Genomic DNA, 23551 nt, shown 5'->3' with positions numbered 1-23551 from the left:
ATTGAGCGGGCTTTTTCCGCCATAGCCAGTGAAAAAAATGTTCAGGAGGGTGAAGCCATGGCCTCACGCCGTTGCGCGGCGCGTTCACGCATGGCATCGGCTTGCTTCTGGTCGCCCAAGGCTTCGTAGATTTTTACCCCCAGATCATAGAAACGTACTTCCGCTTTTTCTTTGCTGATAGCTTTCTTTAACAGATCACGCGCTTGCTCGGCGTCACCGGACTCGAAGGATTTGTTAGCTTCGTAATAAAGAAAGTAGGGGTTGCTGTTGCGGTGCCGCTCCGCCAGGCGAAAAAAAGTTTCGGCCTTTTCCGGTTCATCCAGTTGTCGATACAAACCACTGAGATTGCTGATGATCGTCAGATCCCCGCGGTCCACCTGCAAGCCCTGGAGATACAGCGCTTCGGCTTCCTTTAAATAACCGTTGCGCCGATAAACCGTAGCCATATTGTTCCAGATATAGCTTTGCTGATCATCTAACAATAACGCTTTGCGCAGATGCAGGAACGCATCCTTGAATTCACCCTCTGCGGACAACTCCATTCCACGATTGTTATAAAACTGGGCAGCGACGAGTTTTTCGGGGATCAGCCGCTGATCATAGGTGCTGCTGTAGCGATCCATCTCCAGATCAATAACAACTTCGTCGCGGCGTAATTTCACCCTGGAGTTGACGTGCCGTAAAAACAAAAACGCATCCTGATTACGCAGGTCCCAGGTGGGCGGTAAATCCACTTCGTTGACATAAGCATCCAACCCGATATGCCGCGCCATGGTGACATAAAGCAAGGTAAAACTGAGGCAGTTGGCTTGCCGTTGGTCAAACGCATCCGCACCAGTCAGGGTGTAAAACGCGGTGTAGGTAATGCCGTGACCACCTGCCGTGCTCGGTGTCAGCAGTGCATGATGCAAGGCTCTGGCGCGCGCAAAACCGCCTTTGATGCCAGCGGTATGTCGTTCGGCAAAGGCTTTCATTGCTGGCGTAAGTTCAAATAACTGGCGGTCCGGCAGGCTCGCCTCAGAATAGGGCTGTCCCAATAAGGGCTCGCCACTCAAGGCCAACTGGAGTAACTGCGCATCCGGTTCCTCGCCATTGCCCGGCAAAACAGTGGCGCAACCAGCCAACAGCACGCTCAACCACAGTGCCGTAGCGGTAACCCACTGATTCAGCAATTCTTTTCGCATACTGTGTCACTCGCAATGATTCTTATCCATTATGTAAATTGCCAGCACAACCTGATAACACAACCGGGTTTATCGAATTGATCTTTTTCTACTGATTTGGATTCAAGCTACCCACATTAAATCCCGTGCTGCCACAAACTGTTCCAAAAAAGTGCGGTAGCGAGCGTAATTGCTTTTCCATAGCGCACATTTACCTCTTACATCATAGCTCCAAAATAGCCCATTGCAGATCAATGCGATCCATATAAGTGCAAAAAAATGCAAAACATCTTTTTCGGGTAGATAAAGCCTGCATTTTTTTGTGCACATCGTGATTGGCACAGAGTTTGAATAATCACCTCCAGTAATCCTGTGCACGCAGCATGAATAACAATGCCAGATATTCAGTCAGCCGAATAAGATCGTTCGAAGAATTTTTCCATAAGGTTTTCGAGTTTCTATTTTTTTGCACATCAGATTGGAGCGCTTTTATGTTTAGCACACCCGGATATAAGGTTTCTCATGAAACCTCAAGGAACGCCTCACTTTTTATCACTGTGTTGCGTCATTGCGCCTTTGCAATAACCTGCTGTATTGCCTTGGCAGCAACCCACGCACAAGCCAAACTCGGCCCCGCCGAAAAAGAAGATTTGAAATTCGGTTTTATTAAATTAACCGATATGGTGCCGCTCGCCGTTGCCTATGAACTGGGTTATTTTGATGATGAAGGGTTGAGTGTTCAGTTAGAGGCGCAAGCCAATTGGAAAGTTTTGCTGGACCGCGTAATTACCGGTGAGCTCGACGGTGCCCATATGCTCGCGGGACAACCGCTGGGAGCCACCATCGGCTTCGGTACAGAAGCGCATGTTGTTACTGCATTCGCCATGGATTTACACGGCAACGCCTGTACTGTGTCGAACGATGTATGGAAAGCCATGAAAAAAAATGTTCCGGTAAAAGACGGAAAACCGGTTCACCCTATTACCGCCGAAGCACTTAAACCGGTCATCAAAAGTTTTCATGACGAGGGAAAATCCTTCAATATGGGTATGGTGTTTCCTGTATCTACCCACAACTATGAATTGCGTTATTGGTTGGCCGCTGCTGGTATCAAGCCGGGATTTTATGCACCGCACAAAGGTGACATCACCGGTCAGTTAAATGCTGATGTCCTTATCTCAGTAACCCCGCCACCACAAATGCCTGCAACGCTGGAGGCCGGCACTATCAGCGGCTATTGCGTTGGTGAACCCTGGAACCAACAAGCGGTATTTCGCAATATCGGTGTACCGGTTGTAACCAACCGCGATCTGCGCAACAACATTGTTGAGAAAGTGTTTGGTGTAACCAAAGAGTGGGCCGACGAAAATCCCAATACCCATATTCGTGTGGTGAAAGCCTTGATCCGTGCCGGCAAATGGCTGGATGACAAAGACAATGCCAATCGCGCCGAAGCGGCGAAGATGATTTCGCAATCACATTATGTCGGTGCTGATTATAAAGTGATTGCCAACAGCATGACCGGCGTCTTCGAATACGAACGCGGCGATGTACGTAAAGAACCCGACTTCAATGTGTTCTTTCGTTATCACGCCACCTATCCCTACTACTCCGATGCGGTTTGGTTCCTGACACAAATGCGTCGCTGGGGCCAGATACCCGAAGAAAAACCGGATGCCTGGTATATGGAAACTGCCAAGAAAGTTTTCCTGCCGGAAGTCTACCAACAAGCCGCAAAAGAACTGATTGCGGAAGGCAAATTAAAAGCCACCGATTTTCCCGACTTTTCCAGCGAAACCGGTTATCGCGCTACCGATGCACATACCTTTATTGACGGCATCGTGTTTGATGGTACCAAGCCCAATGATTATCTGAGCAAGTTTGCCATTGGATTGAAAGGTAAAGAGAAACTGTAAGGTGCAACGATTTGCCGGCGCCATCTTGCTGCGCCGGCAGATCAACCAGGTTATTTTTTGTAACACCAATGTTGTGCACCATTCAGCGCAACAGGAGAAGACGCCATGAATACCGCGATCCTTAACTTAAAAAAAATCAGCCCCGTCAAGCTGTCTCCGCAGCAGTTGCGCGATGCTGTGCTCGGTGTTTTGATTCCGTTTATCGGCCTGCTGTTTTTTTTGTTGTTCTGGCATATCGGTTCACAACATATTCATACTTCGTTGGGCACGTTTCCCGGCCCAAAGGAAGTCGTACAACAATGGTCCGGCCTTGTCGATGAGTATCGGGCCGAAAATGAGCGGGAACGGAAATTTTATGAGCGCCAGGAAAAACGTAATGCCGAGATTCTGGCTGAAGATCCCAGCGCAGAAATTCGTGTCCGTGAATTCAACGGCCGTCCGACATTTTTCGACAAGATACTGACCAGCCTGATTACCGTTGTATGTGGCTTTCTACTGGCTACAGTGATCGCGATTCCGGTGGGAATTGTGATTGGTTTGAGCCAATCCCTGTATCGCGCGTTTAATCCGCTCATCCAATTATTCAAACCGGTTTCACCGCTGGCCTGGTTGCCGCTGGTGACCCTGGTAGTCAGTGCAACCTATGTCACTGATGACCCGATGTTTTCAAAATCCTTTGTCATATCCATGATCACCGTCACCCTCTGTTCACTCTGGCCCACCATGATCAATACCGCGGTGGGCGTTGCCGGTGTCAGCAAGGATTTAATCAATGTGAGCCGGGTTCTGCGCTTAAGTTGGTTTACCCATGTGCGCACTATCGTACTGCCGTCAGCTATTCCGATGATGTTTACCGGGCTGCGCTTGTCATTGGGTATCGCCTGGATGGTGTTGATCGCAGCGGAAATGCTGGCACAAAACCCCGGTCTCGGAAAATTTGTCTGGGATGAATTTCAAAACGGTTCATCGGATTCATTGGGTCGTATTTGTGTGGCCGTATTAATCATTGGTTTTATCGGTTTTATTCTGGATCGCAGTTTGCTGGCGCTGCAAAGCTGGGTTAACTGGGACAAGTCTGCCGTTATCCGTTAGGAGGATAGAGTGATGAGTCAAGTACAGTTGGAATTATCCAAAGTGGGCATTGAGTTCCCCACCCCCAAAGGACCATTTTGTGCACTGCAAAGCGTCAACCTGAAGATTGCCAAAGGCGAGTTTGTTTCGCTGATCGGTCACTCGGGTTGTGGTAAATCCACCGTTTTGAATATTGTTGCCGGTTTATATAAAGCCACCACCGGCGGCGTGGTATTAAATGGTAAAGAAGTCAACGAGCCCGGACCTGAGCGCGCCGTGGTCTTTCAAAACCACTCATTGCTGCCATGGCTGACGGCTTATCAAAATGTTGAGCTGGGCGTGAAGCGCGTTTTCAAAGGAAAAAAATCCCGAGCCGAAATGCGCGAGTGGATCGAACACAACCTTGAACTGGTCCAAATGACTCACGCCATTCACAAACGTCCGGACGAAATCTCCGGCGGCATGAAGCAACGGGTAGGCATTGCCCGCGCACTGGCGATGGAACCACAAATTCTCCTGATGGACGAACCTTTCGGTGCGTTGGATGCATTAACCCGTGCGCACTTGCAGGATTCATTGATGGAGATTCAAAGCCAGTTGGGTAACACCGTTATTATGATTACCCACGACGTGGACGAAGCCGTACTGTTGTCCGATCGCATTGTAATGATGACTAACGGCCCGGCAGCAACGGTAGGCGAAATTCTCGATGTGAAACTCCCGCGTCCACGCGATCGCCTGGCACTGGCCGACAACGCAGAATACAACCACTACCGCAGTGCGGTATTGCGCTTCCTCTACGAGAAACAACGCAAGATTGAAACTCTGTCCCCCAAGCGTTCTGAAAAAGCCGCTGAAACAAAACGCAATCACGTTGCGTAGCGCATAACCTGTCGGATTACGCGGCTTTGCCGCTAATCCGACCTACGGGGCGTGTTGGAAATAATTGATGGCGGCGGGATTGTGGTGGTAGAGAGGGAGATCCTTGGCCATCAGGTCGATACCGGTAAGGGCAGCCATGTAACCGTCGCCATTTTGCAGACCGATGGGCGCGTGTGAAATTTTAGGGTAGCTAAACGCGGCGTTTGGTGAAGCAATACGCCAACCCTGTTCAAGAATTTTTTCCATCAGCGGTGCAATAAAATAAGCGGCCAGATCGTTTTCTTGTAACAGCAAAATAATCCTGGGGTGCTCCACCGTTGGAATAGCATATTGGTAATAATTCACCAGCCCCTGCCATACCATATCCACATACACTTTTTCTAACGCCGCCATATCCACGCGCCGATTAGCATTCACTTGCTCGATATAGCGTTGGTTAAGGTAGGCATCATCGACTTTTACATTAACGTAGATTGGTTGCAGCCCATTCTCCCGCGTAAAATCGCGGAGCTTGCGCCGCACGTTCAGGTCACCACCGGCAGCGTAATAACCAAAGTGAAAATAGCCATGATAGTTTGCAAAGTCTTGCAACAAAGCATTGGATTTCAACAGATCGATTTCGTAAGCGTACAGGTTAACTTTTTTAAACAGGTTATGATCATGGCCGTGGCTCGCCAGCACATGCCCGGCTTTGTCGTACTGCACCAATCGCTCTCTGTTTTTGGTACGCGGATTGATTTTTTTGGTACGCACCAGAAACAATGCCTGCTCAACCTCCGCCCGACGTAAACCGCTGATAATCATCTGCGTGCGTGCCATGCCATCCAGTGTGGCGGATGGGCCGAGCACATCTTCAAATGCAATCACCACTTCTTGCGAACGCGCTGGTGAAGCCAATAGAAAAATAAACATGACGACCAAGCAAACCTGAGTAATAGAGCGATGCGATGAGATATTTGCTGTAATCATTATTGCCTCAAGTAATTCTCAATAGTTTGGAAAGGTAGTACGGTGGAGGGTGCGAGACACGCCGTGAATACGTCCGTGTAGGCTCAGCACCGACATCCTGTCGGTGATGGTCTCGCACCCTCCACCGTACTACCTTTTGTGCCGACTTCAAGGATTAGTGATTTTAAAATTTATTGGTAAAGATGAGTGACTTCGGCAACTGACGGAGAACTATAGACTGATCTCGTATAGTTCCAATGGCAAACCATCTGGATCTTGAAAAAAGGTGTAGCGCATACCGGTAAACTCATCCACCCGAATCGGCTCAACCTCCACGCCCTGTGCCATCAAGCGCTCTACCTGAGGATGAATATCTGTCACTCGAAAGGCCAAATGCCGAAGCCCTTGTGCTTCCGGCCGGCTCGGTCTTGGCGGTGGGTTAGGAAAGGAAAATAACTCTAACTGCGAGCCATCCTGTAACGCCAAATCCAGCTTCCAGGAATCACGTTCGGTGCGGTAATTTTCTGCCAGAACCTGTAGCCCCAACACCTCAACGTAAAAATGCCGGGAACGGTTGTAATCGAAGCAGATGATCGCTACGTGATGTATGCCATTAAGTGCCATGAATCTATTACTTGCAGGAGAGATGACAGAAAGGATAGCAATATTCAGCCGGGCTGCCAGCCGAATATTGCTTTCATATAGCGGGGCGTGAAGACATTCACGCTTTCACTGCATGAATGCCGGGCAGACCCTGATAAGCGTTTAGTAAGCTGCGTTCAACAGTTTTTCGATAGGATAAGCCGCACTGACAACAATTTCCTGATGCATTTGTTGTGCGCCGCGCAGAATTTTTCTCGCTGGTTCAAGCTGACCAGCGGGTAACGGCTTCTCGCTGGCATGTTGTTCCACCAGCTTTAAGCCCAGCTGTGTCACCTGATCAACCCGTTGCGCCAGGGGTTTCATATCGGCAAGGCTTGGGTTCCGCTCGATAACCTGCATCAAAGGCTTGTGATTTTTGTTCCAGGATTTCAACAACACTAACAACTGCTTTTTAACCTGTTTATCCCGTGGATTTTCCAGAAACTGCTCAACCAATTGATCCAGCTCGCGTACCGCCAGGCTTTCCGCCGGCAAGGTATCCACAAATAAATTTAACGGGTCGGCTTTTGAATAGGTGCCGTATACATGTTTCTCATGGTGGCGATGATAATACTGCGCCTGTTCGATGGCTTCGGCGAAGATTTTCAGTGGCTTGATATCCTGTGGCTTGCTGATCAGTTTCATCATACCGGCGTGCGCTTGCTGGTGGTGTTGCAGATCAATGGACACAGCAGCCAGGTCACCCACTTTTTGCATCCGGCGATACATGGAATCTTCATCCTGTAACGCCACTGGTGACCAGAGCCGTTCGCCTATGGCAAACGCACGTGGCCACAAGCGCAAATCAATCACGGTATCGTCAACCAACTCCGCCCACAGTGCCGCTTCACCGCCCAGTACCAATTCACGCGCGGCGTCGGTCAGGGGTTGTTGACGAATTGCTGTCGGCATGATGCTATCCGGTATAGCCGAGCCAGCAACTTGTTTGCCGGTTATCCTGTAGAGTGCATTGCCGACGATGACATCCCCTTGTAATTGGCCGTCTTGCAGCGTGACACGCGGTGTAAATACCCCCATCCAGGTATCGAGGTGAAATTGGGTTACACCGTGAATATTTTTTACATCATGCACAGCGCGGCGTGATTTGCCGTTGAAGTCGATAAAACCGCGTTGCTCGCCATCCCTGTTAATCAAGGTAAACGTGCCTTTAATGGCACTGCCGCGTTTGCGCGGAATCTCAAACGACCAGGTTTCCCATACCTCGCCCGCGCGCACCTGATCATCGAGCATTTCGATCACCGGTACCGGGTCATTGCGATAGTGATACGCCGTCGGTTGCGGTTGATCGACGTAATAACCGGTGGACAGAATGGCCTGGAAACCATGACTGACTGCGTCGCTCACTGCATCCGGCCCCTGCCAGGATTGAATGGCAATATTTTTAGGTAAATCGGGATGCTGAATTTCATCCCAGCCAATCATCTTGCGTTGGTGTTTTTCCAGAATATTGACCACGCGGCGGTTAAACCAGGCTTGCAGCGCACGGTGATCTGCCAGTGCATTTTTTTTCATAAACGCCTGAATGTCTGCATTGTTATTCCAGTGCTCGGGATCAACTTCATCACCGCCGATATGCACATACTCAAACGGAAACAACGCGCTGACTTCTGCCATTAATTTATCGACAAATTCATAAACCTTTTCATTGGTCGGATCGAGCGTGGGCTTGTGTACGCCCCAACGAATTTCCTTTTTATAGGGGTCAGGCGCCGACATTAATTCCGGATAGGCAAGCGCGATGGCGCTGGCGTGACCGGGTATATCAATCTCCGGCAACACATGAATACCGCGTTGCTGCGCGTAAGCAACAATCTCGCGAATATCCTGCTGCGAATAATATTCTCCATCAGAAGCCAATTCGTGCAGTTTGGGAAAGGCGTTGGACTCCATGCGCCAGCCCTGGTCGTCAGTCAAATGCCAGTGAAAGATGTTGTACTTGGCCGCCGCCATCGCATCCAGTTGGCGCTTGAGTGTGTCCATCGATAAAAAATGACGCGAGGAATCCAGCAGCACACCGCGCCAGACAAAACGCGGCGCATCCTCAATCACCAGTTGCGGTACGCGCACAGTTTTCTTCTGCAAACCAATTATTTGCAACAAGGTTTCCAGACCGCGTACCGCGCCGGTGCGGGTATTGGCCGAGAGCAGTATCTGCGTTGAAGTAACGTCAAGGCGATAAGCTTCATCCCGCTCTAATGCATAACCGTTTTCGACTTCAGGAATATTTTCCACCGATACACGCAGCACCGGCGCCGTTATTTTTTCTGCATCCGCTTTCTGGATCGCCGGGGCCGCCACAGTCAGTCCGGTTTGTTTTTGCAAACGCATGACAAAGCGTTCCAATTCCTTGCGCAGCAACGGCGAGTCAGCGCCATCAATGACCACATGGAACGATTTATCCAGTGTCAGCTGGCCGGGTTGCAGCGTGAGCTGTTTGGGGTAAGGCATTAAATCCAGTTCAGTGGCGGGAGCCGCGAACGTAAAAAGCGAAGAAAAAGTCAGCAGAAAAAAAGCAAGCGTTTTCATAAAAGCATTCACTGTTGGTCAGGTAAGGCATCAGCAGGATCACGCCTGCTGATTATGAAAATTCAAACAGAATTATTTATAACGGCATGTTTAAAAGAAGGTGCGCACCAGATCCACCACATTATAGTTATCGTCGATCACACACATCTGCTGCCATTTATCGAAAGTCAAACAAGGATGGGACGTACCAAAGGCGATGATATCGCCCACGCGCAAATCATCTCCCGCCGGAAAGGTCATGGCGGCATGTTGATCCATCATGGACACGACTTTCCATTCCGGAGAGGCCGCAACCGGCGATTCGCTCCCGGGACGGTAATGTAAATTGGGTATAGGCAATCCCGCATCAAAGGCCACATCGCGCTTGCCGAGGGTGATCACCGCCTGGCCCGGCTCGGGGATGGATTGCACATAGGCCCAGATTTCCATGGCAGATTGCAGGTCGCCGTCAATTTCGGCATCCAGGCCGCAGCGGGCCATCAGATTGTCCTGGTTGTGCATGCACAGCCCCTGATCGTGAACGATGTAACAACCGGGTCGGATCACCGGGATAATGCGTTGGTTCAGCTCCTCACCAAATACCTCGGCCACGATGTCGTACCAAGCGGAACCGGCACCGGTCAGCACAATTTTCTGCACATCAAACGCATTCTGAGCCAGCAGATCCAGGCATAAACCCTTGACCATCACCACATGGGCGCGGATGCGCTCCGCCAGGTTATCGCCCTTGATCACGCCTTCGTAGGTTTCAATACCCGCCAATTGAATCACTGGATGCCGGGCAATCTCTTCCACCAGCGCCTGCACGTCCGCCGGGGTGCGGGTACCACAGCGGCCACCGGCTACGCCTATCTCAATCAGCACTTGCAGGCTTTGGTTGCGCGCGCTGAAGAAGCGGGCCAGTTCCCGCACATTGTCAACCGAATCCACCAGGCAATAAAAATCCAACAGACCTTTGGCGAGCAATTCGCTGATGATCTCCATATTCCGCTGACCAACCAGCTGGTTAGCCATAATCACCCGGCGCACACCAAAACGATGCGCCACCGATACTTGGGTGGCGGTGGCCAGGGTCATCGCCCAGGAGCCCGCTGCCATCTGGTGCGCAAACAACGCGGGCGCCATGGTGGTCTTACCGTGGGGTGCAAGGCTGACCTTACGTTTATCAGCGAATCGCTGCATCCACTGCAGGTTATTTTCCAGTCTTGAACGGTAGAGGACGGCGGCGGGAAGGCTCACGTCCTCACGCAGTAAATTCCAACCCGGCTTGCGGTAGAACTCCGGTTTTCCACCGCCTTTAACCACCAGTGGTGCTTCGGCAAGCGCCTCGGCGATATCCAGTGAAGAATTGTTATAAACACTCATGAATAAGCCCTGATCAAGCATAAATATGGCAACATACGGCTCTATATAACCGCTCGCTGCACTGCGGACAAAATGATAGAAACTATCACAATTTAAAGACAATTATTGGTATTTTCAAACATTCGTGTATCATGACCGAATCGATCGGCGATACCTGATACCTGGAAAATACCGGATACCAGAGGAGCCGACCGTGAGTTACGAGATAGACATGGTGTCGCAGATAGCCAAACTCTACGATCAATTGAGTGACGCTGAACGGAAGATAGCTACACTAATTCTGGATGACCTGAATTTTGCCGCGCACGCCAGTATCAGCGAGCTTGCGCAGAAGTCCGAGGTGAGCGAAGCCACGATCACCCGGTTTGCCCGCGCACTGGGCTGTAAAAATGTCCGCGATCTCAAGTTGCGGCTGGCCCAATCGATGGCGGTGGGGCAGCGGTTTATCTCCGAGGTCAAGGTCGAGCCAACCGGTATCCACGGCATCTATGAAACCATCAAGAGCGCGCTGGACTTTAACGCGCAGCTTATCACCGTCGAGACGGTGTACACAGCAGTAGAAATGCTGAGCAAGGCGCGCCAGATCCTGATCTTCGGCGTGGGTGGTGGGTCCACGATCATGGCCCAGGAGTGCCAGCATCGCCTGTTTCGCCTGGGATTCGCCGCGACGGCGTATTCCGACCCCATGCTGATGCGCATGGCAGCGGCGGCGATTGATAACAATGATGTCGTGATTTGTTTGTCACTGGGCGGTTACAGCCCGGATGTTAATGAGGCAGCAGAGATTGCCCGCGCGTATAGCGCACAGACCATAGCGATTACCCCGGCCGATTCTCCGCTGGGTAAATCGGTGGATCTGGTGATACCCATAGAGCCGATAGAGACAGATTACATCTTCAAACCCAGCGCATCGCGCTACGTCATGATGGCGGCGATCGATGTACTGGCGACGGAGCTGGCCATTAAAAACAAACGTAAGAGCCGCGAAAAACTGCGGCGTTTGAAGCACAACCTGGATATACACAAACACGGTAAGGATCGTTTGCCCCTGGGGGACTAGGGACTTCTGAAATCAGCCATTTCAGCGGTTTCCCGGCAGGCTTATCGACTCTTACCCCGATGAGTGATGACGATGTACGAAACCCTGATTCGTGGCGCCACCATTATTGATGGCAGCGGGGCTCCGGCCTTTGCTGCCGATGTCGCCATTGTTAACGAAAGGATCTCGCTCCACCTGGCTGGCAGCAATATCCACGCCCACACCGAAATCGATGCTGAAGGCTTATTCCTCGCCCCCGGTTTTATCGATGTCCATACCCACGACGATACCCATGTCATTAAAGCCCCGGAGATGCGCGCCAAGATTACCCAAGGCGTCACCACTGTTATCGTCGGTAACTGCGGCATCAGCGCCAGTCCGGTCACCCTGACCGGCGAACCGCCCAATCCCATGAACCTGCTGGGCAAACAGAGCGATTTTAGCTACCCGACTTTTCAGGATTATGTCAGCGCCGTTGAAGCGGCCCAGCCCGCCGTCAATGTCGGCGCGCTGGTGGGCCATACAGCGCTGCGCAGCAATCATATGGACGACCTGATGCGCCCGGCCACGCGGCTGGAAATCGACGCCATGAAAAAACAGCTGCGCGAGGCCATGGCGCAGGGTGCCCTGGGTTTAAGCTCTGGCTTGGCCTATAACAGCGCTATCAATGCAACGACAGAAGAAGTCATGGCGCTGGTGGAAGAGCTGGCCCGCTTTGACGGTATCTACACCACCCATCTGCGCACCGAATTCGATGGCATTATCGAGGCGATGAACGAAGCCTTTGCCACCGCCAAGCACGGCAAGATTCCCCTGATTGTGTCGCACCTGAAATGTGCCGGCGCCGGTAACTGGGGGCGCAGCAGTGAGATCATCAAACACCTCGAACACCATGCCCAATCACAAAAGATTGCCTGCGATTGCTACCCCTACTCTGCCAGCTCCAGCACTCTGGACCTGGGCCAGGTAACCGACGATTACGATGTGTTTATCACCTGGTCCGAACCGCACCCGGAGATGGGTGGGCGCCTGCTGGCCGAGATTGCCGCCGATTGGAAATTGCCACTGCTCGACGCGGCCAAAAAATTGATTCCCGCCGGCGCGGTGTATCACGGCATGGACGAAAAAGACGTGCGTAATATCCTGCGTTTTCCGCGCACCATGATTGGCTCCGATGGTTTACCTAATGATCCGCATCCGCATCCGCGTTTGTGGGGCACCTTCCCCCGTGTGATCGGCCATTATGCCCGCGACCTGGGTTTATTTGACTTGCCCGTGGCCGTGCGCAAGATGACCGGCTTGTCGGCCGAAGAATTCAAATTGCATCAACGCGGCCTGATCGCACAGAATTATTTTGCGGATCTGGTGCTGTTCAACATCGACCGCATCAAAGACACGGCGACCTTTGAACGGCCACAACAAAGCGCTGCCGGTATTGAAAAAGTATGGGTTAATGGTCACTTGTCTTACAGCAGTGGCCAACTCAGTGCGCAACGTGCCGGCAAATTTCTCGCGCGCGCCGTGCAATCTCCGTCAACATCATCGTTAGTTTTATGTGAGGAAACCTTATGAGCATTACTCGTTTCGGTGCCGCAGGCGGCGTTGGCACCGGTGGTCAGCATTTGCCTTTTTCCAGCGCGGTAGCCGCCGGTGGTTGGTTGTATGTATCCGGTCAGACTCCCATGACCGATGGTGAAGTCGTGGAAGGCGGTATCGTTGAGCAATCGCGTCTCGCCATCAACAATTGCCTGAAAATTATGGAAAGTGCCGGTTACGGTTTGGCCGATGTGGTTCACGTTACCGTGATCCTCACCGATGCACGTTATTTTCAATCCTTTAACAAAGTTTTTCGTGAAGTCTTCGGCGAGCACCCGCCCGCTCGCATCTGCTCCGTTTGTGATCTGGTAGTAGACTGTAAAGTAGAGGTCGGCGTGGTTTGCTACAAAGATCCTGCAAAATAATGCACATCTCCCGGCGGCAATCCCCTGTCGCCGCGCAATAACATTCCCGTAAAAATAATTATGAGATTCCTATGAACAGCCAGGCTTTCTTAATTGCATTCACAGTATATGTATTGTTTTTAATTTGGCTGGGCTGGGCTGTTTCGCGCAAGCAAAAAGACGGTGATGATTTTTTATTGGCAGGCCGCAGTTTGCCGCTGCTGCTGACCATGGGGACCACGGTGGCCACCATGGTCGGCACCGGTTCTTCCATGGGTGCGGTGGGTTTTGGTTATGCCAATGGTTGGGCCGGCGCGCTCTATGGTATCGGTGGGGCCATCGGCATTTTGTTAACCGCCTGGTGGTTTGCGCCCACGCGCGATCTGCAATTTATGACCATGAGTGAAGAACTTTCGTATTATGTGGGAGCAAATCGCGCGGTAAAAAATATTGTCGGTGTGCTGATTTTTCTCGCGTGCATTGGCTGGCTGGGCGCCCATATTCTCGGCGGTGGCATGTACCTGGCGTGGATTGCCGATATTGATGCAACCACCGCCAAGATTATTATTGCCGTGGGTTTCAGTATTTATGTGGTGATCGGCGGTTACAGCGCCGTGGTCTGGACCGATACGATTCAGGCCATTATTTTATTTTTCGGTTTTATCCTGATGGCTTTGTTCGCCATCGACAAAGTCGGCAGTTGGGATGCCATGATGACCGCGCAACCCGCCGCCAATATCAGCTTTCTCGCGATTGATAAAGTCGGTGCATTACACGCGCTGTCACTGATGATGGTGGTCGCGGTCGGTGTACTCGCTACACCGTCATTTCGCCAACGGATTTATTCCGGCGCCAGCGTCAGTTCGGTGCGGAAATCTTTTATTATGTCCGGCGGTTTGTATTTGTTTTTTTCGTTTATCCCCGCGTTGATCGGCATGGCCGCCTTTGCACTCAATCCGGAATTGGATAATCGCAACTTTGCGTTTCCATTTCTCGCACTGGAAGTGCTGCCGTTGTATATCGGCATTATTGTATTGATTGCCGGCTTGTCCGCCACCATGTCCAGCGCCAGCTCGGATGCAATCGCAGGTGTAGCGATTTTATTACGTGATATTTTTATTATCGTGACCGGGCGTTCGCCAGCCAAAGAAAAGATGATTGGTTATTCGCGTATCGGTGTCGTGTTTGTCACCGGGCTTGCATTAAGTTTTGCCCTGGCGTCGGACGATATTATTACCTACATCACCAATATGATTTCTACAGTGATGTCCGGTATGTTTGCCTGCGGTGTATTGGGAAAATTCTGGCCGCGTTATACCTGGCAGGGTGCAATAGCGTCACTGGTGGGTGCGTCGGGAACATCATTTGCCATCATGCTGACGCCGGCGGCGATGAGCGCATTAGGCAATCCTATCCTGCCGTCGGTCAGTGTTGCCTTGTTAGCTGGCATCATCGCCAGCTTGATCACGCCGCGCAACACGACTTCACCGAGCGAAGCATTAGCCCTGCTCGCTGAACAGCGCGATAAAACCAACAAACAACCCGCCGGCAATCCCGCCACAGAATCCTGAAGATTTCGTAGGTCGGATTAGCGCAGCGTAATCCGACAAAACTCTTTCCGAATGAGATCGCGTCGGATTACGCTGCGCTAATCCGACCTACAAAAATTACCAGTCCAAATCAGCGCGCAAACGATTAATCAAGGCTTGTGCGGAACGTTGTTGCGTAATGGTGTTGGGGTGGTAATCGCAACCGTAACCATCAGCCTGTTCAATTTTTCCCAGATCCAGCATATGCACATGCTGTTCTTCCATGGCTGTTAACCGGGCTTTTTGATCATCGCGCGCGGCACCGGTCAACATGGGGCTGACGATTAGATAGATTGGCGTGTCGGGATAATCGCGCTGAATCCGATCAATCAAACTGATCATACTCAGTTGATATTCATCCGTGACCGACCCCTGCCAATAATCGTTGGTGCCGATGGCAATGGTGATTGCGTCAGGTTGATAACGGGTGATGTCCCATTGCGATTCAGGATCGTCAGCGAGCGTGCGGGAATAACGTTCAAGTATCGTGGGGTTAGCCGGCTTCTCCTCGCCGTATGAGCGCCAGGCGCCGATCCCCGACCAGGCAATGGTGTGCAGATCTGCATTCAACTCTTCCGCCGCCAACGCCGCGTAGGTTAATTGTTGATTGCTGGTCTCCGGCGCGTAAGGACAGGCTTGGCTATCACCTTCTACACCGTAACCGGCGGTAATGGAATCACCCACCGCGAGTATACGGCGCGAGGGTGCCGCCGGTGGCAGCAACAATTTTCCATCGGTGTGTGGATCAGTGGTAAAGCGAGTCACCACCGAAAAAGATTCCGTCAAGCGCGTAAGGCGCAACTGATGAACGCCGGGTTCCAAACCGGATGCGAGCGTGTAGTACGCTTCACCGTCCTTAACCCATAAATCTGAAACAACACCATCAACATCCACTTCAAAACGGGTGCGGCCATTGCTGGCGATAGTAATACCGGCTTCCGTTCCCTCAAAGCGAAATTCCAGAGCCGAACCCGGCCAGGTGAAAGCAGCTTCGCCATCGTTATGTTGCGCGAAACGCCCGATCATTCGAACCTGCTCGCCGGAAAAAACATCAGCAGGAGCGGAATTTGACGAGTGATGTGCACAACCCGCCACGGCATAGAGAGCCAGAATTAACAATGCGCTTTTAAACATAGAAACCTCAATACTCATTTATTTTTAGCGAACAATCACAGGCTCATCTTACTCACTTCATTTTTAATCGCATCGTGCTCAGCTTCCTGTTTACGCACCAGTTCCCGTCGCCGTTTTGCCTCTTCAAAGCGTCGTTTTTCTTCTTCGGTTTCCGGTATCAGCGGTTCTATGGAGATGGGCTTGCCATCATCGTCCAACGCAACCATGGTGAAATAACAGCTGTTGGTATGACGCACCACTTTCGAGCGAATATCTTCAGTAATGACTTTAATGCCCACTTCCATCGACGTGTTGCCGGTGTAATTTACTGATGCCAGAAAAGTCACCAGTTCACCCACATTAATCGCCTGGCGAAAGATGACCCGATCCACTGACAAGGTCACCACATAGCGCCCGGCATACCGGCTCGCGCAGGCGTAGGCGACTTTATCGAGCCAGGATAATAATTCGCCGCCGTGTACCTTGCCGGAAAAATTGGCCATGTCCGGAGTCATCAGCACACTCATGCTGAGGCGATGTTCATTGGATTCCATAAAGCAAACCTTTTATCTGCATGGTGTGTCGATCGATTCTATTGAAATGAACTGCAATTACCACACCATGCCGTGTGAAATTAACGTCGCCGCTTTATGGTTTTTTCGCCCACTTTCCATTGACCTGAATATAGTGGCCCGTCTGGGTTTTTTCGATGGCCTTTAAACCAGCCATAGCTTCAACATCCGGCAGTGCAAGATTATTGTCTTTGGCCAAACGCTGATACTGCTCGCGCCGTGCGCTGTTAATCAATTTCACAATCTCGGCAGCATCACCGGACGCACTCACCACGCCCAGATAACCATCCGGCTGCTCACCAACCAGCCCCTGTTCTTTGGCGGTACCCAGGTTGCTCATCGCCTGTTGCAGGTTCATGGCCATCAGCGGCAGAGACACGAGTAACAAACCACATAAGCTCAGTTTTATTAAAGATACTATTTTCATCGTAAACTCCTTGCGCTCTTCGATGGGTTAAAACAAACCGCTGGAATCACTGAACAGTTCATCCAGCTGTTTGTCCACCTTGATATAAATTTCGTGCTGAATCTTGACGTTAAGATTGATATTGATCGGCTCATTCGGCACCGCTACCTGCACGGTGGGCGTACAAGCCACCAGTGCGAGAAGCAATGTGAAAAAACCACTGCGGATGATGAACATAATGTCGTCCTTTGTTGAGCGTAATCGTTAACGGGTGGATCGTTTCTGTAGATGTTCCTGCAAACGCTTTTTTACCACATCGCTGATCTGACTGCTTAACTGAATACTGGTGATCATCGCGGGTAAATCTTCTTCCAGAGTAATATTGAAATGAACCGGCCGGCCATTCTCCAGCGCCGGGTTTCGGCCCTCAAGGCGTAAACCCAACAACAGTTTTCCCTCTTCATCGTAACTGACCTCACTGGCCAGGACAGTGTAATGGAAATCCTCCAGGGCATCGGTGATCAATTTCATGCTCGGTTGCGATTTGGCCAGTGCCTCTGCGCGGTCGGAATGAAGTTGCAATTGCCCACCCGGCGGGCGGGCCGCCACCATGCCTTTGGGTATGCTTACGCCGGTGGCGGTAATCTCGATCGGTACAGTGCCTGAGATTCTGCCACTGCCAGAGAGTTCAGTGGAAGGATGCTGCTGCAACAGCAAGCCCAGGTCAATATTATCCAGCGTTAACATCAGGTATTGTTTGCTTTGGGAAAGATCAAACACCTGTGCTGGTGTGGTGACGCTACCGCCAATAACATCCATATGAAAACCTTGCAGTGAAAGTTTCCCGCCGACTGGCTTTTGCCATTCGGATGTATAACCACCGGAAGCCGTGAGTGGACCCAACACAAAACCTTTATTAATCTGTTTAACGCGCAGTTCATCAGTATTCAAGGTGAACACTTGCGGCCCGGCAGATAGCGACAGGTTTGTCGTTAGTCCCTGAAAGGTCGTCGTATCGTAGATGCCGGAAATGTCATTCATCACCAATGATGCGCTCGCTTTTTTCAGGATATTTTTCTCAAGGTCAAAACCGATTCGGCCCTCGCCCTTAACTTTACCCTGCGTAAGGGATAACAAGGGTGGCCATGCTTTGATGAGATCGGCAAATGAATTGCCAGCCAGCAGAAAACTATCCTGCAACTGCCAGTCAATCTGAACCTCATCAGGGTTACGTTTCAACTGATGAGAAATGATCAGTGCATTATTAATGGTTAATTCACCGTCTGCGGAAAATTTTTCCCAGCCACCTTGCATACTCCCCTGCCATTGCCAGGGCTTGGTATGTAATTGCGGGTGCTGCACGTGCGCGTTCATTTTTATTTCAGGTAAACGCACGGTTTTAGCAAGAGTATTTACCGATCCAGCCATAGTGATGTTTATGTGTGACTCGCCGACCGTTTTAATGGCAAGCTCTACCGGCAAATCAGCAAAGCTGACATGGGTAGATTGGGATTGCGTGTGAATATCCAGGCGTTCTATGTCCAGCCCCAAGGGCTGCAAAGCGGCCGGCAAGACAGGTTCTATCACCGTTACATCTGCGGACATATCGTAAGCTTCCAGCGTGCCGTTAACAGCATTGATGCGTAATGCGGCATCGCCAGAAAATTTGCCGACTCCCTCCACAGCAATGGGTGATTTAACCTCAACATCCAGTTCGGCGTAACCGTTTATTAGCTTATGCCAGGGTGATGTATCAATACGCAATAAAGGCTCAACATCCAACTGCCACTGCGCGCGAAGAGCCATGGGCTGGTTGATTGTCTGCCATTGATTATCGAAGCTGATATGCCAATCTGCCAACGCCGTCAACAACCAGGCATCCGGATAACGGGCTGTCGCAGTTAACCGGCTCGACCAGCTCAGCGCTCCAGCATTCATTAATTGTGTCTGTAGCAGTGCGTGAATACCGTCTCCGGCAGCCATGTGCAAATTCAATGTGGGCAATTGTTGGTTCAGTTGGTAATCAGCGGTTATATCAATATAGTGCTGATGAAAACTTTTTCCCGGTGAAAATTTCCCGTGTGCATTTACCTTATTGTCTTCGCGCTGAACATCAAGATTGCCCGTCAGATAACATTCACCAACCGGGCAAGGCAAAACCAGATGCGCGCTTCGAATATGCGTACTTGCAGGAAGAACATCCGGAATTGACCAATCTGCGGGTAAGGTGAAGGGTGAGCTCGCCGTGGCAACCGGTATGTCGTCATCCCGCTGCATGTGCCAATGCAGGCGCTCAATATCAAGAGATAATACCTGCGGTGTAAACGCGGCTGGCCATTCCCACTGAAGTGCGAGGTCTTCTGCGCTTACCTGATGATGAATATTTGCCGCGTCGTATCGAAAAGAGAGCCGGGAGAATTGCACTGAATAAAAGGTAAGCGTTGCAATGCGATAATCCAGTGACTGCACGCCTAACCCGGTTGCCAATCGATGGATTTGCCACATGCAAACCAGACCGATAAGCGCCAGCAGTAAAGCAGCGTAGGTCAACACGGCAAGGATTTTTTGTAACAGGGATTTCATCACAGATCTTTCTTCTCAGGTTTTTTCACACAGCTTCCGAGTCAACCGATATGAAAATAGGATCTGCAAATAGTCGGGCAGTTCAATCGCTATGGCAATGCCTTCCGGCATTGATTTAAACCCTGCTGCAACCAGACAACCAATTCATCGGCCGGTAAGGGACGCGAAAAGTAAAAGCCTTGTACCTGATCGACACCCAACTCGCTCAGCACCAGAAAATCCTCCAGGGTCTCTACACCTTCCGCCACCGTAGAGAGTTTCAGGTTGCGGGCAAGATCCACCGTACTGGCCAGGATGGTCCGCTGTTGCGGACGAGATGCTACACGGTCGACGAGGGATCGATCCAGTTTTAATTCAGTTGCCGGCACACGCGATAACTGCTGGGCGTTGGCGAACCCGGTGCCATAGTCATCAATGGCAATATTGAAACCTTTCAAGCGCAAGCGCGCCAGGGTTTGAATGGCGCAAGCCAACTCACCGAGCAATGCATTTTCTGTCACTTCCAGCGTGAGATCCGCAGGATGAATATCATGATCCACAGCCAGTTGCGTCATCCAGTCTGCCATGTGCGGGTCCGCCAATGACAGCGGTGATAAGTTAAACGCAAGGTGAAAACGCAAACCATGCTGCTGCCACATCTGTTTCTGTTTTAATGCTTTTAACAACAAGTGGCGAGTCAATACATCAATAATGCCATGACGCTCCGCCAGGGGAATGAAATGACCGGGAGAGATAGCGCCTTTTTCCGGATGATGCCAACGCGCCAGGGCTTCAACGCCGCGCAACAACAACCCTTGTACCGTTAATTTCGGTTGATAAGCCAAACTCAACTCATTGCGCTCCAACGCCTGACTTAATTCTACTGCCGTCACCTCTGGTAACGCCGTGTCCTGTACCGCTTTTTGTTGCGTGCGACTATCCTGCAAAAAGCGCAACAAACTGCACTTCAATAATTCAGACTGCATCGGTTTATGAAAAGTACCCAGCACGTATAAGCCATCGGCTTCTGCCATGGTACCGACACTGGAGATCAGTACGGGATCTTTTGAACTGAGAATGATGACGCTTTTGGCTAACTGTTGTTGTGCGATAGAGCGAATTAATTCCACTCCATCCATGACCGGCATTTCCAGATCAATAACCGCCACATCAACTTGCTCTTGCTGCAGCACCCTTAACGCATCCGCACCATCAGACGCACCGAGTATCGCCGTCACGCCCAATTGTTGCGCGAGACCTTGTGCATGTTGCCGCTGCACATTGCTGTCATCGACCACCAGCAAGCGAATATCTTCAATGTGTTCTATCATTTTCAGCTCTCCAGCACGGTGGGGATTTTCCACAGCGGTAATATATCTTTGGCAGCGCCCATCTGAATCGCCTCTTTCGGCATACCAAACACCACACAGGTCGCTTCATCCTGTGCAACGGTGCGCGCGCCTGCGTTGCGCAATTCCAACAAGCCACGGGCACCGTCATCGCCCATGCCGGTCAATAACACGCCCGTAGCATTGCGTCCCGCTGCACGGGCTGCGGAACGAAACAGCACATCAACCGAAGGACAGTGGCGATTCACGGCCGGGCCACGAAACACTTTGGTAATGTATTGCGCACCGGAACGTTGCACTTCCATATGAAAACCACCCGGCGCAATCAGCACCCGACCGGCAATTAAACGGTCACCAGTTTCAGCTTCTTTTACCTCAACCTCACATAACCCATCAAGCCGTCGGGCAAATGCCGCCGTAAATTTCTCGGGCATATGTTGCACCACAGCAATACCGGGACAGGTGCGCGGAATCGCCGACAATATTTGTTCAAGCGCCTGGGTGCCACCGGTCGACGTACCCACCACCGTAATTCTGTCTGTGGTTGCCGTCATCTTGACCAAATCAACGACGGCCGGTGCTGGCGAAGATGGCAGGTTTTCATGGCGTCGCCGTGAAATGCGTGCGCCGGCTGCGCCGCGAATCAATTGCCACAAACGCTGTTTGGTTTCCAGCAAAAAATCTTTTACGCCTAATTGCGGTTTGGTCACAATATCGATAGCGCCGGCGGACAAAGCCTGCAAGGAAAGTTCCGCGCCCTTCTCCGCTAACGAAGAACAAATAATTACCGGCGTCGGCTTCTCGGCCATTAATTTGCGCAGGAATGTCAGCCCATCCATTCGCGGCATTTCAATATCCAGCACAATGACATCCGGCCAACGTTTTTGCATTTGCATTTGCGCAAAGATAGGATCAGAGGCCGTGGCATAGACGTTGATGTCCGGCGCCTCATTCAGGACTGCCGTCAACACTTGTCGCACGACGGCAGAATCATCGACAACCAGCACCGCTATTGCCATAACAACCTCATCAAAAAAGCGATTTTCAACAACATGCCTCAGGCTCTGTTGGCCGGGCGGGTGTTGTATTGTTTTATATGAATTTCGCCGGTTTGCAGGTAAAACGTCAGCGAGCGCGACACCGTTCCGCCCACATCTGTCCGCTGTACGGCCAACCGCTCCCGCGCCAGCCATTGCTGAGCATAATCAATATTTTTTTCGCCAATCGCAGAAGGCCCGGAAGGCGTAAACATGTCACCACCACCGAACAGGCCAATTAAAAAATGACGCAACTCACCGTAGCGCAGCATGGATTGCTTCATGGTTAACAATGCAGATTCAGCATAGCGGCAATCCAGCACAGCGGTTTGAGGTCGCGTCGGTGGTGTCGGCAATAAAAAATGGCACATCCCCCCCAACTTAAGTGTCGGATGCCAAACCGTGAGTGCAACACAAGAACCCAGCACGGTACGCAGGCGGCTGTATTCGTTACCGAAATACCAGTCTCCCGGGTGAATACTTAACAATTTGCCCGCAGGCATAGGTCATACCTTCGGATTACTCCGTTGAGGTTCGAGGTTACGGTGTCCGACAATCGCACCATATCTTTTCTGTTCCTGTGTAAATTCTGTCTGGCCTACTTTGCCCGACGGTAAATGGCCGGCTTTACCGGCAAGAAACGCTCCGTAATTCCGTGCAAACTTTCTGAATGCCCCACGAATAACACACCGTCCGGTTTGAGTTTACCGGCTATACGTTCCAGCACCTTCTGTTTGGTTTCATTCTCAAAATAGATCAGCACGTTGCGTAAAAAAATCAAATCAAATTGGCCAATGTCAGCAAATGTTTCATGCAGGTTGAGCGTAAAAAAATCAACTCGATCACGCAGCTCTGCCACCACGCGAATGTTGCCTTGCTCCGGACCAACCCCCTTGCGGCAAAACCGCCGTAAATAGCCTTCAGGAATACTGCGCGCGCGCATCTCCGGGTAGATACCGGTTTTGGCCTGTTCGATAACAGTTGCGTTTACATCGGAGCACAACAGTTCCCACTCCGTCGGGCAGCGGTCGCGCAGAACCATCGCAATACTGTAGGGTTCTTCGCCCGTCGATGCCGCCGCACTCCACACCCGGAAAACCTCGCCCTTTCGGCAGCGCGGCAATATGTCATCACGCAAATAATCAAAGTGCTTGGGCTCGCGAAAAAAATAAGTTTCATTGGTGGTGATCAATTCCAGTGCTTTATTTAATTCTTCGCGCCCCTGGGGACTGATGATGAAACGATAGTAATCTTCAAACCGTTCAAGCTGGCACGCGAGCAACCGCTTCCACAAGCGGTTGCTGAGCAAGGCTTTTTTTTGTACGGGCAGATGAATCCCCAAACGCTGGAAGATCAACTGCTGAAACAAATAAAATTCCTTATCATTGGGTATCTGATTCATAGATAACG

The 23551-nt window shown here is 51.1% G+C and carries 21 protein-coding genes; 7 read left to right on the top strand and 14 right to left on the bottom strand.

Annotated features, from left to right (window positions below; genetic code table 11):
- Nucleotides 1-41: 41 nt before the first annotated feature.
- Complete coding sequence (locus CBR65_RS17680) at nucleotides 42-1184, bottom strand: tetratricopeptide repeat protein (RefSeq protein ID WP_087468082.1); 1143 nt, start codon at nucleotides 1182-1184, stop codon at nucleotides 42-44.
- Between the two features lie 470 nt (nucleotides 1185-1654).
- On the opposite strand from CBR65_RS17680, the gene CBR65_RS17675 reads away from it, so the two are divergent.
- The 3 genes from CBR65_RS17675 (at nucleotide 1655) to CBR65_RS17665 (ending at nucleotide 5032) form a co-directional block, all read left to right on the top strand.
- Nucleotides 1655-3079, top strand: coding sequence for a CmpA/NrtA family ABC transporter substrate-binding protein (locus CBR65_RS17675; RefSeq protein WP_087468081.1), 1425 nt, complete (start codon nucleotides 1655-1657; stop codon nucleotides 3077-3079).
- A 105-nt stretch (nucleotides 3080-3184) separates the two neighbouring features.
- Entirely contained in the window at nucleotides 3185-4171 is a 987-nt protein-coding gene (locus tag CBR65_RS17670) for an ABC transporter permease (RefSeq protein ID WP_087468080.1), read from the top strand.
- A gap of 12 nt (nucleotides 4172-4183) precedes the next feature.
- Entirely contained in the window at nucleotides 4184-5032 is an 849-nt protein-coding gene (locus CBR65_RS17665; protein ID WP_198300782.1) for an ABC transporter ATP-binding protein, read from the top strand.
- Nucleotides 5033-5074: 42 nt separating this feature from the next.
- Here CBR65_RS17665 and CBR65_RS17660 read toward each other — a convergent pair whose 3' ends face one another.
- The 4 genes from CBR65_RS17660 to CBR65_RS17645 all read right to left on the bottom strand — a co-directional run bounded on the left by CBR65_RS17660 (nucleotide 5075) and on the right by CBR65_RS17645 (nucleotide 10534).
- The gene (locus tag CBR65_RS17660; RefSeq protein ID WP_157672137.1) at nucleotides 5075-6001 is read right to left on the bottom strand and encodes a hypothetical protein; all 927 of its coding nucleotides are present in this window, start codon (nucleotides 5999-6001) and stop codon (nucleotides 5075-5077) included.
- Between the two features lie 210 nt (nucleotides 6002-6211).
- Nucleotides 6212-6604 (bottom strand): VOC family protein, encoded by a 393-nt coding sequence (locus tag CBR65_RS17655; RefSeq protein ID WP_198300781.1) that lies wholly within the window; start codon nucleotides 6602-6604, stop codon nucleotides 6212-6214.
- Nucleotides 6605-6745: 141 nt separating this feature from the next.
- A complete protein-coding gene (locus CBR65_RS17650; RefSeq protein WP_087469145.1) occupies nucleotides 6746-9169 on the bottom strand; it encodes a beta-N-acetylhexosaminidase in 2424 nt (807 codons plus the stop codon).
- Between the two features lie 90 nt (nucleotides 9170-9259).
- Complete coding sequence (locus CBR65_RS17645) at nucleotides 9260-10534, bottom strand: amino acid deaminase (protein ID WP_087469144.1); 1275 nt, start codon at nucleotides 10532-10534, stop codon at nucleotides 9260-9262.
- 193 nt (nucleotides 10535-10727) lie between these two features.
- On the opposite strand from CBR65_RS17645, the gene CBR65_RS17640 reads away from it, so the two are divergent.
- From CBR65_RS17640 to CBR65_RS17625, 4 genes are all read left to right on the top strand, one after another.
- Entirely contained in the window at nucleotides 10728-11594 is an 867-nt protein-coding gene (locus tag CBR65_RS17640; protein ID WP_087468076.1) for a MurR/RpiR family transcriptional regulator, read from the top strand.
- A 72-nt stretch (nucleotides 11595-11666) separates the two neighbouring features.
- A complete protein-coding gene (locus CBR65_RS17635; RefSeq protein WP_087468075.1) occupies nucleotides 11667-13145 on the top strand; it encodes an amidohydrolase family protein in 1479 nt (492 codons plus the stop codon).
- Complete coding sequence (locus tag CBR65_RS17630) at nucleotides 13142-13534, top strand: RidA family protein (protein WP_087468074.1); 393 nt, start codon at nucleotides 13142-13144, stop codon at nucleotides 13532-13534. The genes CBR65_RS17635 and CBR65_RS17630 overlap by 4 nt, the downstream gene beginning before the upstream one ends.
- Before the next feature lie 71 nt (nucleotides 13535-13605).
- Nucleotides 13606-15084 carry a sodium:solute symporter family protein gene (locus tag CBR65_RS17625; protein WP_087468073.1) on the top strand — a complete coding sequence of 493 codons (1479 nt, stop codon included), beginning with the start codon at nucleotides 13606-13608 and terminating at the stop codon, nucleotides 15082-15084.
- A gap of 96 nt (nucleotides 15085-15180) precedes the next feature.
- On the opposite strand, the gene CBR65_RS17620 is transcribed toward CBR65_RS17625, so the two are convergent.
- The 9 genes from CBR65_RS17620 to CBR65_RS17580 form a co-directional block, all read right to left on the bottom strand.
- On the bottom strand, nucleotides 15181-16236 hold the full coding sequence (locus tag CBR65_RS17620; protein WP_157672136.1) for an SGNH/GDSL hydrolase family protein: 1056 nt from the start codon (nucleotides 16234-16236) through the stop codon (nucleotides 15181-15183).
- A gap of 35 nt (nucleotides 16237-16271) precedes the next feature.
- Nucleotides 16272-16769, bottom strand: a complete 498-nt coding sequence (locus CBR65_RS17615; protein ID WP_087468071.1) for an acyl-CoA thioesterase — start codon at nucleotides 16767-16769, stop codon at nucleotides 16272-16274.
- A gap of 94 nt (nucleotides 16770-16863) precedes the next feature.
- Nucleotides 16864-17214 carry a YdbL family protein gene (locus tag CBR65_RS17610; RefSeq protein ID WP_087468070.1) on the bottom strand — a complete coding sequence of 117 codons (351 nt, stop codon included), beginning with the start codon at nucleotides 17212-17214 and terminating at the stop codon, nucleotides 16864-16866.
- A gap of 27 nt (nucleotides 17215-17241) precedes the next feature.
- Nucleotides 17242-17430, bottom strand: coding sequence for a YnbE family lipoprotein (locus tag CBR65_RS17605; protein ID WP_087468069.1), 189 nt, complete (start codon nucleotides 17428-17430; stop codon nucleotides 17242-17244).
- Between the two features lie 27 nt (nucleotides 17431-17457).
- Nucleotides 17458-19776, bottom strand: a complete 2319-nt coding sequence (locus tag CBR65_RS17600; protein ID WP_087468068.1) for a YdbH domain-containing protein — start codon at nucleotides 19774-19776, stop codon at nucleotides 17458-17460.
- An 89-nt stretch (nucleotides 19777-19865) separates the two neighbouring features.
- The gene (locus CBR65_RS17595) at nucleotides 19866-21086 is read right to left on the bottom strand and encodes an EAL domain-containing protein (protein WP_087468067.1); all 1221 of its coding nucleotides are present in this window, start codon (nucleotides 21084-21086) and stop codon (nucleotides 19866-19868) included.
- A gap of 2 nt (nucleotides 21087-21088) precedes the next feature.
- Nucleotides 21089-22123, bottom strand: a complete 1035-nt coding sequence (locus CBR65_RS17590) for a chemotaxis response regulator protein-glutamate methylesterase (protein WP_087468066.1) — start codon at nucleotides 22121-22123, stop codon at nucleotides 21089-21091.
- 38 nt (nucleotides 22124-22161) lie between these two features.
- On the bottom strand, nucleotides 22162-22644 hold the full coding sequence (locus CBR65_RS17585; RefSeq protein ID WP_087468065.1) for a chemotaxis protein CheD: 483 nt from the start codon (nucleotides 22642-22644) through the stop codon (nucleotides 22162-22164).
- Between the two features lie 95 nt (nucleotides 22645-22739).
- Nucleotides 22740-23543, bottom strand: a complete 804-nt coding sequence (locus CBR65_RS17580) for a protein-glutamate O-methyltransferase CheR (RefSeq protein ID WP_087468064.1) — start codon at nucleotides 23541-23543, stop codon at nucleotides 22740-22742.
- Between the last annotated feature and the right edge of the window lie 8 nt (nucleotides 23544-23551).

This window comes from Cellvibrio sp. PSBB006, from assembly GCF_002162135.1.
In the GTDB taxonomy this organism is placed as follows: domain Bacteria; phylum Pseudomonadota; class Gammaproteobacteria; order Pseudomonadales; family Cellvibrionaceae; genus Cellvibrio.
The sequence above is the reverse complement of the archived record's forward strand: the minus strand, read 5'-3'. Positions and strand labels throughout refer to the sequence as shown.